This window comes from Erwinia sp. PPS120, assembly GCF_047918655.1.
GTDB classification, from domain to species: domain Bacteria; phylum Pseudomonadota; class Gammaproteobacteria; order Enterobacterales; family Enterobacteriaceae; genus Erwinia; species Erwinia tasmaniensis_A.
On the sequence record NZ_JBLREF010000014.1, the window covers coordinates 39,197 to 57,383 of the forward strand.

2 protein-coding genes are annotated in these 18,187 nt (G+C 62.5%); both read right to left on the reverse strand.

Annotation, left to right across the window (positions count from 1 at the left end):
- Positions 1-9 precede the first annotated feature (9 nt).
- Complete coding sequence (locus ACLRGG_RS08580) at positions 10-1,029, reverse strand: NAD-dependent epimerase/dehydratase family protein (RefSeq protein WP_416249324.1); 1,020 nt, start codon at positions 1,027-1,029, stop codon at positions 10-12.
- On the reverse strand, positions 1,026-17,558 hold the full coding sequence (locus ACLRGG_RS08585) for an SDR family NAD(P)-dependent oxidoreductase (RefSeq protein WP_416249325.1): 16,533 nt from the start codon (positions 17,556-17,558) through the stop codon (positions 1,026-1,028). The genes ACLRGG_RS08580 and ACLRGG_RS08585 overlap by 4 nt, the downstream gene beginning before the upstream one ends.
- Positions 17,559-18,187 lie beyond the last annotated feature (629 nt).

Consider the following 18,187-nt stretch of genomic DNA (forward strand, 5'->3'; position numbering starts at 1 on the left):
CTTAGAGGGTTACTCTTTCACGGAGGATGTTTCAGGTTGCCCGGATGCAATAAAGCCATTGGCCTCATACCAGGAGGCACAGTCGCTTACCATTCGGCGCAGGGAAGTGGGCTGATAGCCCAGTTCGCGCTCTGCTTTGGCGCTGCTGAAGTAATAAACCCCGCCGAATACGCGCAGACGATAGGCATCGACTACCGGTTCGCCACGCACCAGCCAGGGGAGTTTTTCCTGCAACAGCGTTTTCAGCCAGAAACGCGAATAATGGGTTTGGGGGGTATCCACCTTACGCAGCAGGACCGATTCGATTTTGGCGATCAGTTCGGTATAGCGCGCCGGGGTCCCGGCAATGATGTAGTTCTCACCGCTGCGACCGCGAGTCAGCGCGCTGACGTGCGCCTGACCGACATCGGCGGCGGAGCAGAAGCTGGCGCCGCCCGGCGGCATAAAGGGGAGCTGGTTGTGGTAAACCGCCAGCACCATGCGTCCCCACTGCATGGAATAATCAAATGCGCCCAGCACTTCGGCGGGATTGAGGATCACCGCCGACAGCCCGCGATCGCAGGCGCGGCGCACCAGCGTCTCGGCGCGGAGTTTGCTGATGGCATAGGGATTGCGCGCGCGAAATCCGCGCAGCGGCGTCTCTTCGGTCGCCATGGCGAGCGGGTCGTTATGAGCGCCGAGGGTTGACGTGGTACTGGTATAGACCAGGCGTGCGATCCCACTCTCCAGCGCCGCGTCGGTGACCGCACGGGTGCCAGCAATATTCGCCGCTTCCAGCAGCGGCCAGTCACGACGGTTGCTGCTGGTATTCCCTGCCGTATGGATCACGGCGTCATGCCTCTCCATCGCCGTACGCAGCGCCACCTGGTCATGCAGCTCTCCCTGCAACAGGTCGATGCCGAAAGGCTTGAGGAAGGTCAGATTGGAGGTGGGACGCACCCAGGCCGTCACCTGATGACCCGCCGCCAGCAGCGCGGTCACCACGTTGAGTCCGACGAACCCGTTCGCACCCGTAAGCAATACTTTCATTGGGCCTGCTCCTGCGGATTAAGTTGTTCAAGCGTGTTCCAGAAGGCTTTTCGCCCTTCGTGTTTACTGCGCATCGTGAGCGCTGCCGGGTTGCGGTCAGGGTGGCTGGCGAGTCCTTCAAGCAGGATCTCAAGCTGCTCCAGCAGCTGCTCCAGCGGTGCAGCAGGCTGATTGTCCGCCCGGTAACCCAGACGCAGATGCAGGCCGTGCGCCTCAACCTGGACCCGCAGCGCCAGATGCAGCGTGGGGTGAGCGGCGAAAAGATCATCAATCAGGCGAGCCTCACTGGCGCTGGCAGTAGCCGTGGCGGTGTCGGTCAGGATTAGCGCGCTTTCAAGCGGGGCGATGCCACGCGTCCACGGCGCAATCTGTCCTGGCGCGGTGCCAGCATGATCGAGGCGCTGTGCAAGCTGTTCCTCTGTGGCCGCGAGCCAGGGGGCGATCTTCTGTCGCCCAACGGCCTGGATCCGCACCGGCAGGAGGGTTAGCGGCAGTTCGCGATCCGATCCGACGGATCGCAGCCAGCCGAACGCCGGGGCGGTGGCTTTGGTATGGCGGTTGATCAATAGCGCCCAGCCTGCGGCGATCAGCGTTTCCAGGCTGATTTCCAGACGCTGCGTGCAGGCCTGCAGCGCCGCCACGGTATCGCTACCCGGCTGACGCTCTACCAGGCAATGCCCGACTAACGTGCGGGAAGCGTCATCCGGGAGGCGCGGCGCTGCGGCTGCGCGGGGCTCCTCCTCGCGGGCGATCAGGGAGGCGGCTGCGCTCTGGCTATCCCCGGCGATAAGGCGCAGGGCGGCCAGCAGCGAGCCTGATTCCGTGCAGCTTGCTGTTTCGCGGGTCCAGAACGCTTTCAGCTGCTTTTTGCTTAGCGCCACTGCTTTGCGGTCGCTCAGCCGGGAAGCAAACCATGCCTGAGGAAGCGCGGGGTCATCGATCGCCCCGGACACCGGAAGCGGCAGCAAAGCCGCGGGCATTTCATCGGCTGCTGCCCGGCGCGGCGCGTCAGGATGCAGGGCGGCATAGAGGTCGCACAGCTCGCTCGCAAAGGGATAGCCAGGGAAGGCCACGCGCTGACGCGGGGCATCGCGGTGTAGCAGCATCCAGTCAACGTCACAGTCGCGGCACCAGAGCGCCGCTACCCGCGCGAGCTGCTGCGTCTGCACCAGCTCGCGGACAAAGCTTTTTCCTGCCTCACCGGCGATCAGCTGCGAGACTTCGCTCCGCTCGCGCACGTTGCCGCTGTAAATGTCACGGTTAGCCCCGTCGGCGTCAGGGTCGGCAATAAAGGATCCCAGCTTCGCCAGCAGCTCACTGCTGCTGGATGCCACCACCGCCAGCCGGTTTTCAAAGGCGACGCGGCCGGTCTGGCTGGTCCAGGCGAGATCGGCCAGATTCAGCCTGCTGCCCTGCTGCTGCACAAAGTCCCGCAGGGCGCTGGCGTAAGCGCTCAGGCGTTCAGCCCGGCGCGCGGAGAGCACCACAATCTGGGGCGTGACATCTATGCTGCTGTCCGCGATACGCGGCTGAACCCTCTGCGGCATCCTGTCTTTGTCGCTGCCTGCCATGGGCAACAGGCAGTTGTGCGGCGTGGTATCCCTGTCGCTGCCCGCGAAAGGCTGCGTCGCGTCGGCCTCTTGCGACTCCACAACGACAAATGCGGTGGAGCCGCCCATGCCGAAGGAGTTGATCCCCGCCAGGCGGGAACCTCGCGCATTGCGGCTCCAGTCGCACGCCTCACGCGGGAAGGTAAAGGGCGATCCCTGATGCTCGAAAGACGCGTTGATGTTAGTCAGGTTTGCGCAGGGCGCTATCCGCCCATGCTGCATACTTAACAGCACCTTGATCAGCGAACAGATGCCGGATGCGGCCTCCATATGCCCGAGGTTCGCTTTCGTTCCCAGCGAGCAGAACTGCAAAGCATCCGTCTGCCGACGCAGCGCATTAGCCAGCGCCTTCAGCTCAATGGGGTCGCCCAGCTCGGTCGCGGCACCGTGGCTTTCGATGTAGGTCAGCTCACGAATATCAATTTGCGCCTCGTTCAGCGCCCGGCTGGCCGTCTCTTCCATCACTGCCAGGCTGGGCATATATTGCCCGGCACCGGTTCCCGCGTGGCCGATGCACGAACCGCGCAGCACGCCGTAGATATGGTCGCCATCCTCCCGCGCACGGCTGAGCCTTTTTAGCACCACCATGCCGGATCCTTCGCTGGGGATCAGTCCATCGGCCCGATCGTCAAAGGTGCGTTCGCTGCCGTGCGGCGACAGCACTTTCATATTTTGCAGCAGCATATATTTGCTGGGGTGCAGGCTGAGGTTGATGCCGCCCGCCAGCGCCATATCACACTCGCCGCCGAGAATGGCCCGCCGCGCAAGGTGCACGCTGGTCAACGACGAGGCACAGGTTGCCGCGATGCTAAGACTCGGCCCGCGCAGATTCATCAAAAACGAGATGCGGTTAGCCAGCTCGCTGACCACGGAACCCGCACCGGGATAGACGCCCGTTTCCGCATACAGTCCGGACATAATCCAGGTGAAGTCCTCGTTCATCGCGCCGACGTAAACGCCGACCTGCTGCGCCCTGAGCGACGATGGCGTATAGCCCGCATCCTCCAGCGCGTGCCACGCCGAGCGCAGCAGCACGCGCACCTGAGGATCAAGGCGGCTGGCCTCATCAAGCGTCATGCGGAACATATCGGGATCGAAACGATCCGCATTGTCGAGGAAGCCGCCGCGATTGACGTAGCGCGGGTTCCCTTTATCATCCGCCCGCACCGTCCAGCGCGCCTGTGGAATGGGGCTGAGGCACTCTTTGCCCGCCTGGATGTTGTCCCAGAACGCCGCCAGGCTGTCGGCACCGGGGAATTCTCCGGCAAGGCCGACAATCGCCACCGCCTCGCTGTCGCCCTGCACGCTGGCGGGCAGGGAGGATGTCGGCACAAACCGTGAACGCAGGATGGGATCGGAATCGCGATACTTACCGGCATTTTGTGCGATTTCCGTTGCGGTAGCGCTTCGGACCGCAGACAGGGCGGCCTGTGGCTGCACCGCCGCTGTTTGCGGTGGCAGGCCTGCGCTGTAGCGCTGGTGAAGGTGTGCGGCAAGCTTCGAGGTGGTATCAAACTCAAAGGGTGCCGTTTTCGACAGCCCTTCATACTCTTTTTCCAGCAGCGCGCGCAGTTCCATCAGCATGACTGAATCCATACCCAACTGCTCAAAGGTGGCATCCACGGCGATATCGCTGGCGGGCATTTTGGTGATTGCCGAGATATGCGCCCTGAGCGCGTTTTCAGCCTGAGTGAGGGCGCCAGGCTGTGCTGTCGCCGAACCGCCGTGAGCCACCGCGCTATGCTGCGCTCCCGCCGAACCGCCGTGAGCCACCGCGTTATGCTGCGCTTCCGCCGAACCGCCGTGAGCCGCCGCGTTATGCGGCGCTGCCGCGCGATCTCCATGTGGTTTCGCCGCATCGGCCTGGCGTGGATCGGTCTGGATACGCAGGGCGCGGGCGATTTTGGCGCGGTCGCCGACCATCACCAGCAGCTCAGGGCGCTGTTCAAGCAGGGCGCGTCTGAGGGCATCAATACCGGCCTCTGCCTCCAGCGCCGACATGCCGGAAAACTCAAATAGCGAGACATCATCGGCGGTGATATCCATCTGCCCGCTGGCCCACAGCGGCCAGTTGACGGAAAGGCTCTGGCCGGAACGCAGGCCCTGACTGACCATTGCGGTACGCCAGACGGCATGACTGTCCATAAAACGATTGCCTGCGGCATAGGCACCCGAGCCGAGATCGCCCAGCACCGCCGAGACAGAGGAGAAGTTTACGAACAGGGCGAGTGGCTCCTGCGCCGTGGCGCGATCGAGCGCGACCAGGCCATCGACTTTAGGGCCAATCAGCGCGGCAAACTCCGCATCGTCCAGCTCGGTGACAGGCGTGGCGCTGGCGACGCCCGCGCAGTGAAGCACGCCATTCAGCGAGCCAAATGCCGCTTTCGCCTGTCCAACCAGCGCATCAGCCCCGCCCGGCTGGGCGATATCCGCGGCGATGTAGCATACTTCCGCTCCCTGCTCGCGCATTATCGCCAGCTGCTGCTGGACGGCTCCACCCGGCTGGGCAGCGCGCCCGCTTAACACCAGGCGCGCCTGATAGTGTGACGCCAGATAGCGGGCCATCAGCAGGCCCAGCTTGCCTGCGCCGCCGGTGATCAGATAGCAGCCCTGACGGACAAATGGCAGGCGCGCATCGTCGTTTGCGACCGGAGGCGTTATTTCGCTGAGCTGGCGCTGGTAGCGCTTGCCGCTCCAGTACGCCAGCTCCAGCCCGGCTTCCGACGTGGGCCGCTGCACGAACTCCTGCCAGACGCATCCGGCCAGCGCAGCGCTATCCCGGGCTTCGCTGCGCAGCGTAAACAGCTCAAAACGGTGGTTGATGGTCAGCAGCGAGCGCGCATAACCGCTCAGCGCGTCATTCTGCGGTTCGGCCCGGTGCGGCTCGGTAACATACAGGCTGGCGCAGCGTAGCGTCTGACCCGGCTTCACCCGCTCCAGCGCAACAAACAGCGAGCGAAGCGTCTGCAGGCCGCTATGCAGCCGTGTGGCAGAACCGTCGTCCGGCAACGGATCAAAGTGTGTATCCGCGCCGGATGCCTCAACGATATGGGTGGGCCAAAGCTGCTGTGCGTCGAGCTGCGCGCACAGCGTCTGCATGCTGGCGATCGACAGCGGATCGGCGCTGAACCGGTGCGCATCATGCTGAACAAACTCACTGCCTGGCGTCACGGCAATGACCCTGGCACTGTCTCCATACAGCCCGCGCAGGGCCCCGGCCAGCGAGGGATCCTGACTGAGGACAAGCACCTGTGGCACGGCGGCGTCACCGTTTAGCGCACAGTCTACGTCACCGCCTGCTGACCGGGCGGCGGGCAGCGGCGATTCAACCCAGCTATAGCCATAGAACTGTACCGCCTGCTGCGCCGGGACGGCGTTCGCGCTGTTGCCATCGCTGCTAATATTGTGTTCGTTGCTGACGTTGCCGACGTTGCTGACGTTGCTGACGTTGCCGACGTTGCTGACGTTGCCGACGTTGCTGACGTTGCTGTCGCTGCCGGTCAGCATACGCGCCGCAAAGTCCGTCAGTCGGGCCAGCACGCGGCCCTCGGTATCCATCAGCGTAATATCAAACTTACGCACGCTGCTGTTAAGGTCGTCGTCCTGGGGGCGCGACTGCGCCGGGGTGACCCAGGCATAACACTCACGGCCCAGCGGATGGCGCAGCGCCAGTTCGCCGAGGAAAAACGGCACCATCGGCAGGCTGTAGCCAGACGGCTCCAGCCCGACCGCCAGGCAGGTGCGCAGCGCACCGTCCAGCAGGGAAGGGTGCAGGTAAAACGCATCGGCCGTGGCGGCAGCGGTCTCCGGCAGGCAGAGGTGGCTTAGCGCCGAGTCGGCGAAGCGATAGCGCTCGCGCGTTACCCGATAGCTCGGGCCGTAAGCAAAGCCCATTCGCGCGAATTCAGCGTAGAACGCGGCCTGGTCATCTTCGCGTTTCCCGGCGGCGCGCAGCGCGGCAAGGTCGACCCATTCGTCCGCGGCGTCAGGCGCGTCGGGGTAATACACCACCTCTGCCTCTATGGCCAGCTGGTGGGTGGTGAGGTTTAGCACCTCCACGCGAACGCTGTCACCGCTCTGATGCGCCAGCCCGATGTCAATATTTACGGGCGCACTTTCTACCTCGACGGGCGTCATCCACATCAGATTGCGGATAGCGCCGACCTTCCAGCCGTCATCAATCGCCCGCTCGCCCGCCGCCCGCACCATTTCAAGCCAGGCGGAGCCAGGCAGTATCATCCGTGGCTCGCCGGTATCAATCACATGGTCGCGAAGATAGCTTTCCCGACCGGTAAACTGCTTGCTAAATCCCTGACGTGAGAGCGTCGAGATATTTTCGTCAAGCAGCGGATGCAGCGCGCGGGCGCGGCCCTGACCGGGCTGACCGGAAGGCAGTTCCAGCCAGTGCCTGCGCGTTATCAGCGGCAGAGGCGGGAAGGAGACGCGTCGCACCGCGCCGGGCGCGGCGGCGCTGTCAAACAGTGGCCTGGCGTAGCGATCCCAGCTGAGATCCAGCGTGGTCGTCCACAGGCGGGCAAGCCGGGTCAGCTGCCGCTCCTGAACCAGGCTATCTACCAGTTCATCAAGCTGCGCCGCCGCCAGAATAGTATCCAGCCGGTCGTTGCTGCCGACCAGTCGTCCACGGCAGAGCTGCGTGGCCGCGCCTTGATCGCGGTACTGCTCAAGCTGCGTAAGGAGCTCTACCGCGCTTCCCGCCACCACCGCCAGGCGTTCGGTCATGGTATCCCGCCCAATCAGCGATGAGTAAGCCAGCGACGCGAAGTCGGGCGCGGTGTCAGGGTCGCGTACGATGCGGCGCAGAAAGCCGATCATCCGCGCCACATAGCGCGCCAGACGCGCGTCACTGTCCGCCGAGAGGACGAACAGTCGGGGTTCAGCAACCGCACTGGCGGATGGGGCAGGGTGCGGCCCCTCTTCTATCAGGACGTGCGCGTTTGACCCTCCGGCCCCGAACGCGCTCAGGCCAGCTCGTCGCGGCAGATCGGGCGTCGACTCCCACTTCTCAAGCGCGCGTACCACGCGGAACGGCGAGGCCGTAAAGTTGATTTTCTCGTTAAGCCTGTCGGCATGCAGCGACGGTACCAGCCTGCGATATCGCATTTGCAGCAGGATTTTGGTTAGCCCGGCAATACCCGCAGCGGACTCCAGGTGGCCGATATTACTTTTCACCGATCCGATGCGGCACTGGCCAGGCTGAGGCTGCTGCGCGCCTTGCGTTTCAGCCGAAATGCGCGAGAAAGCCTTCGTCAGCCCGGCGATTTCAATAGGATCGCCCAGCGAGGTGCCGGTACCGTGCGCTTCGATATAGCTCAGGGAGTCAGGCTGCCAGCCCGCGCGCTGAAACGCCGTGCTCACGACCTGGCTTTGCGCGGCCTGATTCGGCACCGTGAAGCCGCTGGTTTTGCCGCCGTGATTAATGGCCGTGGCCTTGATGACGCCATAAATCTGGTCGCCGTCTTCCAGCGCCTGCTGCAGCGGCTTAAGCAGCACGGCGCCCATACCTTCACCTGGCACGTAGCCATCGCCACCTTCACCGAAGGCCCGACAGCGGCCGTCGCTGGAGAGGAACTGGTTCTGACCCAGCTGGTAATATTTCATCGGATGGACGATGAGATTGACCCCACCCGCGATCGCCATTTTGCAGTCACCGCTGTGAATGGCCTGGCAGGCCATATGCAGGGCGGTCAGGGATGATGAACACATCGAATCCAGCGCGACGCTGGGACCGTCAAGGTTGAAGTAGAAGGAGACGCGGTTTGCTACCGAAGAGTGCAGCGCCATCGCCCACCCCGACTCGTGCTGTCTGGCGGTGGTCTCAATAAACTGATACTGGCCCCACATGACGCCAACGTAGACGCCAACCTGCGATCTGCTCAGCGCCTGGCGCGAATAGCAGGCATCGGAAACGCACTCCCACGCGGTTTGCAGGAAAAGCCGCTCCTGGGGATCCAGCAGCTCCGCTTCGCGCGGAGAAATATTGAAATACTGGGTATCGAACTGATCGATATCGTCAATAAATCCGCCCCATTTGCTGTACACCGAATCCTTGCTTCCCCGCTCGGGGGAGTAGTGTTCGCTGACGTCCCAGCGCGACAGCGGGATTTCCGTGATGCTGTCCTTTCCGGCGCAGAGGTTGGCCCAGAACTCCTCAAGGTTGCGGGCACCCGGATAGCGGCCACTTAGCCCGATAACGGCGATATCCTGCCGGGCGTCCGTCTCCTGCGGGCTTAACCCGGCGTGTCGTTTCAGCGTGTCGGCACGGGATGAATTCAGCAGCTCCGCCAGGCTTAGCCGCATATGCGGCGCAGACGCGGGCGCGCTATGCGCCGAACGCATATGTGTTGCCGATGAGGCCGTGGCGGAGCGCGGCGTAGTTGCACTGGCCGCCGGAGAGGTGCGGGCGGATCGAGGCGTAGTTGCACTGGCCGCCGGAGAGGTGCGGGCGGATCGAAGCGTAGTTGCACTGGCCGTCGGAGTGGTGCGGGCGGAGTGCGCCGTCTGCGCCCTGGCGGTCGCCAGGTCATCGGCGTCAATCTCTGCCGCCCAGCTGTCCAGGGTCGCGTGGAGATAGAGATCGTTTGCGCTGACGCCAGAGAAATGTCTCTCCAGCTCGGCCTGGAGTCGGATCTGGCTGAGGGTATCCACCGGCCACAGGTGCAGCGGGGTTTGGGCGGTACAGCCGGCCGCCGCAGAGTCCAGCGCCGCGGTCATGGCAGCGAGCAGGATATCGCGCGTTCCAGGCTGGTCATCGGTGATGACAGACAGAAGATCGCAGGATACAGGCCGGTCATCAGGCGACCCTGCCGTCCCTGATAATGGGTTCAGCGCCAGTTTATCCGCGGCATCCATTGCTATCAGCGGCGACAGCGGTTTACTTGCTGTCTCTGCTGTCTCTGCTGTCTCTGCTGTCTCTGCTGTCTCTGCTGCAACCAGCGACAGCACGGGTGCCGCTACCGCTACCCTGGTGACCGCTGGCTGCAGGGCGGCGGCCTGATCGCCGCAGGTCTCAATCAGGAAGTCGGCCAGCGAGGCGAGGTCTTCATATTCATAGAACAGCGTTTGCGGCACCTCTCCGAACGTCGCCGTGAGCGTCTCGTTCAGCGCCAGAATCATGATTGAATCCAGGCCGTAATCGGCGAGCAGCGTTGTGGCACCCACTTCCCCCGCATCAAGCCTGGTTACCTCAATAACCCTGGCGATCAGCAGGTTAAGGACGCTCTCGCGCGGCGAAGCGGCCGCAGGCAGAACGGTAGCTTTCGCCAGCGGGGCCGCAGCCGCCGTCGCGCCAGGCGGTTGGTTTGTACTCTGTGATATGTCCGTGCTGACCGCGCGATCTGTGCTGTGTGCGATGCCTGCGCTGACTGCCCGGTTGGCACTGTGCGATATGCCTGCGCTAACTGCCAGGTTGGCACTGTGTGCCGCACCCGCGCTGGCCTGAAGCCCCAGGTGGGGGGCGAGCTGGGTCTGTAGCCGTGCGATCCTCACCACCACGCGGCCTGCGCTATCGAGCAGATCGATATCGTAGTGGGTGGCGCTAGCGCCTGCCGCCTGGGCGGTATGACGGCGCGCCCAGCTATAGCAGACGGCGTTAACCGGGCCGAACACCTGTAAGCGCGCCAGTGCAACCGGGACCTCAATAACGCTTTTCGCTGCGGTAAGGCCACCGATGCCTAATACCGTGCGGAATGCGCCATCCAGCAGCGACGGCGGCAGAATAAACGGCTGTAGCAGAGGAACCCTGTTCAGGCTACCGGGAAATTTCAGCTCCGCCAGCGCCTCGTCGGCACTGAACCAGAGGCGTTCGAGGATCTGGAACGCCGGACCAAAGGTGAAGCCACGCTGGGTAAATGCGGCGTCCAGCTCACTGCGTTGCAGCAACTGGCCGCTGTCAAAGAAGCGACTCAGATCGACCGCCGGAGGCGGTGATGCGGTGCCGGGACTCAGCCGTCCGCGCGCGCAGGTGTGCCGGTGTTCGTCATCGGTGCGGTAGAGGTCAAACTCAAGCCCGCCGCGCGACGGCAGCAGGGCAATGCCGATCTCAAGCGAGCCGCCGACCACAACGGGCCGTAGCCATTGCACATCCTCCACCTGCGGGAGGACAGGCAAATCGCCCGTCGCGGGCAGCGCGTTCCCTTTCAGGGCGAGTTCGCTGGCGGTGAGCGCCATTTCGATGCAGGCAGCACCGGGAAGGATGCGATTTTCGCCCAGCCGGTGGTCATTTAGCAGGAACTCGTCTGCCCGCAGCGTTTTGTGAAAAGCCTGTTCGGCAAGGGTAGAAATATTACTATCAATCAGGGGATGCAGCGCGGCGGCGCGGGGTGTTGCAGGAGCGGCAGGCGCCCAGCAATCCTGACGCTGGAAGGCGTAGCCGGGCAGCGAGACGCGTCGGCGTAAATGACCGGCGTGCAGGGCGTACCAGTCCACGGCGTGGCCATTCGCCCAGGCCTCACCCAGCGCGCCAAGGCGGCCCTGGCGGATCCACTCGGCCAGCGGCGGCGTGTTCGTCGCCTGACGGGCATTATCCCGATGTCCCGTCATCAGCCCGGACAGGTGCTGCTGCGTAAAGGCGCGCAGCGCTCTGACGGCATCCCCGGCTTTCTCCGCTACCAGCGCCAGCCGGTGTTCGTGCGCAACGCGCCCAACCTGGAGCGTCCAGGCCGCGTCCTGTAGCGACAGGTCGGGATGCTGCTCAATAAAGGTGGCAAGCCGTTCGGCCATCGTCAGCAGCGCCGCTTCGCGACGGGCGGAAAGCACGATAAGCGCAGGCTGGCCCGTTTCATCCGCTGCGCGCAGGGGTTCAGCGTACTCTTCCACAATCATATGCGCGTTGCTGCCACCGGCACCGAAGGCGCTAATTCCGGCGATGCGCGGCAGCTCGCGGGGCACGGCAGCGCCTCTCTCTGAGAGGCAGTTCACCACCGGACGCGGCCACGGGGCCAGCGTCTGCTGTACGTGGAAGGGGCCGCTCTGAAAGTCGATAAAAGGGTTGATAACCTGCGACTGAATAGAGGGCACCAGCGTCTTATGCCTGAACTGCAGCAGCACTTTGGTCAGCGACGCCATTCCGGCCGCCGCCTCCAGATGCCCGATATTGGCCTTGACCGAGCCAATGGCGCAGCGGCCGGCAGGTTCGCCCGCCACGGTGAAAGCCTTGTTCAGCCCGCTGATTTCAATAGGATCGCCGAGTTTCGTTCCCGTGCCGTGTGCTTCAACGTAGCTGATATGGCGCGGGTCAACGCCCGCCGACGCCAGCGCATCCGTCACCAGATCGGCCTGACGTTTCGCATTTGGCACGGTGAAGCCGGACGCCTTCCCGCCGTGATTGACCGCGCTACCGCGGATCACGCCGTAGATCGCGTCGCCATCCGCCTGCGCCTGCGCAAGGGGTTTAAGCACCACCGCGCCGACGCCTTCACCCGGAACATAACCGCTGCCACCTTCGCCAAAGCTGCGGCAGCGCCCATCCGTCGAGAGGAAGTGCATATTAGAGAGCAAATGGTACTTGTACGGATGCAGCGACAGGTTGACGCCACCCGCGATGGCAACCGATATCTCGCCGCTGCGAAGGGCATTGCAGGCCAGATGGATGGCGGTAATGGAAGAGGAGCAGGCGGTATCGATCGCCAGGCTCGGGCCGGAAAAATTGAAGAAGTGCGAAACCCGATTGGCAACCGACCAGTAAGAGGAGTGCGAAGTGGTCCACTCCGCCTCGGGGCTGGTGACCGCGTGGAGCTGATAGTCGCCCCACATGATACCAACGTATACGCCGACGCGGTTTTCCTGCCCGCGCAGCGGGGAGGCCAGCCGGTCAGCGGTATAGCCCGAATCCTCAATGGCCTGCGCGGCGGTTTCCAGAAAGAGCCACTCGTTGGGATCCATAATCTCCGTTTCTTTCGGAGAGATATTGAAATAGCGTGGATCAAAACGCCCGACGTCGGAGAGGAAGCCGCCCCAGCGGCTGTAGCTTTTACCGGGCGTTGCCGCCCCAGGCTGGAACCAGTGTGCCTCTTCCCAGCGTTCAGCAGGGACCTCAGTCACAGAATCACGCCCCTGGCTCAGGTTTTGCCAGAACTGCTCAAGATTTTCTGCTGCGGGGTAGCGTCCGGCAAGGCCGGTAATGGCAATGTCCCCCTCATAGCCGCGCTGCGTTTTTAGCGCCGTCTCCGCTGCCCCGGCGGAGGCCGCGGTGTTCTGTGGGGCAGGGCGCTGGGATGCGGATCCCTGCTGGACAGGCCGTACGGCTGCGGCAGTGTCCTGTGGGGCCAGGCGTAAGGCGGCAGCGGTCGGAGCGGCAGGGGGAGCCGTCTCAGGCAGCAGCGCGCTGCAGGCCTGCTGATAGTTGTCGACCAGAAAGCGGCTCAGTTCTTCCATCGTGGGATGCTCGAAAAACAGCGTCATTGGCAGCGATTTGCCAAATACTTTTTGCAGCTCGCTGACCAGCTCTATCGCCACCACTGAATCGAAGCCGTAGTCACGGAAGAAGCCGTGGCGCTCGAAATGCGGTGGGATGCGCAGCCGACGGGCGAACAGATCGGAAAGATAGCCCACCACCGCATCCTGCACCGCCAGCGGCGCGTCGTGGCCCTGGGCGTCACCCACCGGGGCGGGATCGACCACGTTCAGCGCTTCCGCGATGCGTGCGGCATCCCCTGGCATCACCACTATCTGCGAGGCGCGGCTGTTGAGGGCATATTCGAAGATGGCGGTGCCCTCATCGGTCAGCAGCGGCACAATCCCGAAATGGCGGTTCAGAATGGCCTCCTCCTTGTCGGTGAGGCGCATACCGCCCTCTTTCCAGTAAGGCCAGTTGATCGACAGCGTTTTGCCGGGGCGTTCACCCCGCTGCTGGAGCCGGTTACGATGGCTGGCGAAGTAATCCTCAAACGCGTTGCCAAAGGCATAATCGCACTGGCCGATATTGCCCAGCACGCCGGTGACGGAGGAGAACAGGGCAAAAAAGTCGAGCGGACAGTCCTGCGTTTCGGCATCCAGCAGCCAGCTTCCCATCAGCTTCGGCGTGATAACCCGTTTAAAGGCCTCCTGACTCTTGCGCAGAATGAAGTTGTCTTCAATCACGCCCGCCGAGTGGATAATGCCGTTAAGCGCGCGGCCCGACTGGCGAATGCTGTCGATCAGCCGCTGTACGTCAGCGCGCTCGCTGATATCACAGGCGACATAGTGGGCGGCTCCCCCCTGTTCGGTCAGCGCGATCAGCTGCTGCTGCTGTTTTTCTCCGGGCTGCGAGCGGCCGCTCAAATAGACGGTGGCATCAAAGCGCGAACAGAGGAAGCGGGCGAAGATCAGGCCCAGCCCGCCCAGCCCACCGGTGATCAGGTAGGTTCCCTGCTGGCGCAGCCTGACCGGCTCACAGGGCGACGGATTCACGCTGGACTGAGCGGCGCTGTCGGTGTGTGGTCGCCTCTGGTGCGCAACAGGCGCCCGCGCCTGGGCGGCAAAGCGGCGCACCAGGCGCACGCCCTGCACGTAGCGTACATCGGCCTCTTTTGAAGGGTCGTTAAATTCATTGCTGATAAGCGCCGCCAGTCGTGCCGCGTCGTTTTCGCCCTCACAGCACAGTACGCGGCCCGCGTAGGCCGGTTTTTCAATGCGCAGGGTGCGATAAAAACCGCTGAGGGCTTCGACATCGGGCAGGCGCGGGGTGGCAAGATGAAGATGAATAATGCGTACGCTCTTCACCTTGCGCATCAGCGCCCGGGTCAGCGCAAACAGGCTTTCCGGTCCGGCGCACAGGCGCGCAGTAAAGTCCTCTTCGGCAAGCGTGGGGGCGGCCCACAGGATGCGATCCAGCGTGGCGCCCTGCGCCAGCAGCCCATCAACCGCCGCGATAAAATCTTCACTGTTTCCCGGCCGCACAGAGACAACGCGCTGTTGAGCCCCGGTGTTGGTCGCGGATGAAAACTGAATTTGCTGGATCTGCGGAGGGGTTTCCCCCTGCGCCAGCAGGCTGGCGAGCCGCTCAGTATCCTGCGATGCACCGATAATCACCACCTGGCGGAGCGGCGCTTCTGCCTCTGTCGCCGCCTGTGGGATCCACCAGGGCTGGTAAAGGCTCGCCGCTTCATGGGGGGACAGAGAGGGGGCGGCGGCGCGATGCGCGTTTTCCTGCGCGGCACGCTCCCCGGACAGGCGAAGCGTAACGCCATAGAAACGCAGCGCGATCTGCTCCGGGTTCGCCGCATCGGCCAGGCTGATATCCACCCTGGCCACGCCTTCGCCAGGCGTATTTTCTCCCGCAAGCGTAACGGTAGCCGTCATCGTCGCGCTACAGGCGCGCAGCACCTCCAGCCTCTCCAGCGCGAAGGGAACGATCGGGCCGTTCAGCCTCTCGTCCGGCTGGGCGGCGTCGAGCATTCCGGCGACCCAAATCACCGCGGCCTGTAGCGCACCATCTGCCAGGCTGGGGTGAATAATCCAGTTGATGGGGGCCGCCGTTCCCCGGGCATCAGGCAGCGCCAGGCTGGCGATGCAGGTACGCGCGCCGACAGCAAGCTGGCGCAGAGAGGTTAATCCCTCGCCGTAGTGCATTTGCAGGGCATCGAGCTGCTGGTAGCAGGCTTCTGCATCCAGCAGGCGATCGGCGCTATCATGCTCCGCACGTGGTGGTGAATCGGGCGCGGCGCTTTCTTCACGCGGAGAGAAGTCAGACGCGAATCCCTCCCTGGGTGGTGATGCGTCAGGCGCGGCCCCCTCTGCCGCAACCCGTCCCTGGCAGTAAAGAGTGTCGTCGCTACCGAGGATCTGAAAGCGCCAGTGCGCCGCTTCCTGCGGATCCAGCTGAACGTGCAGGTCCTGCGCCGCGTTCTGATACGTCAGCGGTCGTAGCCAGGTGACCTGTGAAAAACTCAGCCGGTGGTCATTTTTCAGCGTGGCCGCATCGGTGAGGGCGGCGCGAACCAGTTCCAGGTACATTACGCCTGGCAGCACAGCCTGTCCGGCGATCTGGTGATCGGCAAAGAAGAACTCGTCTCCCTCAAGCTGCCCCTGATAACGGGAGCGACCGCCATCAGCCCTGCGCCTGAGCCGGGCAGGCAGGGCGGCGCGCGGTAACGGGGCGCGGCAGGCCGTGGGGATCCAAAAATGGCTGCGGGCAAAGGGATAGCCGGGCAGCCCGACTGGGCGGAAACGCGCCTGCTTAAAGAGTCTGGCCCAGGCGACCTCCGCCCCGCACTGATAGCAGTCGCACAGCCGTTGCAGGAGCGCCGCAAACGCGGCCGACTCCCCCGTTACGGCGACGATTTCATCGAGCAGCGCGTCCGCTTCGACGCTGGCTTTCTCTACCTCCTGCCTCGCGTGCCCGGATACCTGAAGCGGGCCGGGGGCGATAGCGCTTTCCAGCGCGGCGATCAGGCCCGGCACATCGGGAGTTACGCAGCTAAAGCGACAGGCGAAGCTGTCGCGACGCGTCAGCAGCGTGGCACTGATATCGGCCAGCGGCACCGCGGGATTTTCACTGAGCCAGTGCGCAAGATCCCGCTGGCTTTGCAGCAGCGCCTCCGGCGTTTTTGCTGACAGCGCGATCGGGTAGTTGCGATACGCTGCAGGCTCATCTGCCGCGAGCCCGCGGTCGGCATCGGCAGGCGCCTCTTCCAGCACCAGATGGGCATTAGTGCCGCCAAAGCCGAACGAACTGACGCCCGCGCGCAGCGGCGTGTTCGGCTCGATTCGCGCCCATTCACTCACCCGATCCACGAAGAAGAACGGGGTAGCGGTGGCGTTAATGCGGGGGTTCAGCGCCGAAAAGCGGCGCAGCGGGGGCAGCCTGCGGTTTTTGAAGGCCTGCAACACTTTGATGACCCCCGCCACGCCTGCGGCAGCTTCGAGGTGGCCGATATTGGATTTTGCCGACGTCAGGCCACAGAACGCATTTTCCAGCGCGATGTTCTGCTGTTCCGCCAGGGTGCCAAATGCCCTGACCAGGCCCTCGAACTCAATGGGATCGCCCTTTGGGGTGCCCGTGCCGTGCGCTTCAATCAGGCCAACAGTATTGACAGGAATGCCCGCGCGCAGATGGGCAGCCACTATCACATCGGCCTGCGCAGAGGCGCTGGGGTAGGTGAGGGTGTAGGTCGAGCCGCAATGGTTTATCGCGCTGCCCTTGATCACGCCGTGGATATTGTCGCCGTCGGCCAGCGCCTTATCTAAAGGCTTAAGCAGGAGTACGCCAGCACCTTCCCCCCGCACGTAGCCATCGGCTTCGGCATCGAAAGAGTGGCAGGCGCCGGTTGGCGACAGCATGCCCATTTTTTCAAAAGAGGTGTGCCGGGTCGGCGTGAGGATAAGGTTTATCCCCCCGCTGATGGCGATGTCACAGTCACCGTGCTGAATGGCCTGGATAGCGCTGTGAATTGCGCTCAGCGAGCTGGAGCAGGCCGAGTCGATCGGCATGCTTGGCCCGCGAAAATCAAAAAAGTGAGAGATGCGGTTAGCAATAATCGAGGTGGCCGTGCCGGTGGCATGGTGCGCCTCAACAGGGCGGCCAGCGTTTTCCTGTAGCTCTTTATAATCGTTGTTGAAAACGCCGATAACCACGCCAACCTTTCTCCCCCGCAGCGTGGAGGGAGGGATCCCGGCATCCTCCAGGCAGGACCAGGTTAACTCCAGCATAATCCTCTGTTGAGGGTCCATAGTTTCAGCAACTTTTGGAATAATGCCAAAGAATTGGTTGTCGAAACAATCAATCCGGTCCAGAAATGCCCCCCATTGCGGCCGGGGGGCGTCAGAATAATCATCTGAATTTATCATTAAATCTGAACTATTCCATCGTAACCCTGAAACTTCGGTAACAGAATCACGATGGTTTATGACATTATTCCACAATTCGCTGTAATTTAATGAATCGGGAAATTGACAAGAAATTCCAATGATTGCTATGTCCATCTACTTCTCATTGATTAGGTTGACAGGTGGTTTAAAAACGCGCAAATAATTATAAATTACTGATAAAAAGGACATAATTTATCAAGGTGACATATCTTGTTAGTTAGTAAGGTAAGTTCAGCTTATTACAATAACATTAATTATATTATTATAATGCATGTATTTTGTTTGCTGAATATTTCCATGACCGCATCAGGCGGCACGATTTGCTGGTTTTGCACCGCAGAAGTAAGTGCTGCGGAGAGCCACGATTGAGGTGGGATTCTGAAAGTACCGGGTGTTTCCAAAACGGCTCTGATGAGTTCAGTAAGTTTGAAGGGAAAAGGCGGCGGTGAGCATTTCTCAAGCCTTTGCCGGTCTCAGAAGCGATAAGTGAGTGTTTTTGACAGAAGGGCGGGCTGAGCGGGAGGGGGGACGGTAGCCGCGCTTAAAAAAACCCGTAACGGGCGGTTTGTCGCAGAGGTTTTAGGGCAGGGTCACAGTAAAAGAATCGATCGTAAATGCCGTTTAATTGTGATGAATTTGTTAAAGACGTGAAAGCACATACAGAAGTTAAGAATCACCAACTGGCGCAGCGACAATAACGCTCTTATCAACCGTGGTCAGATTACAGAGTCTCTGGCCATGCG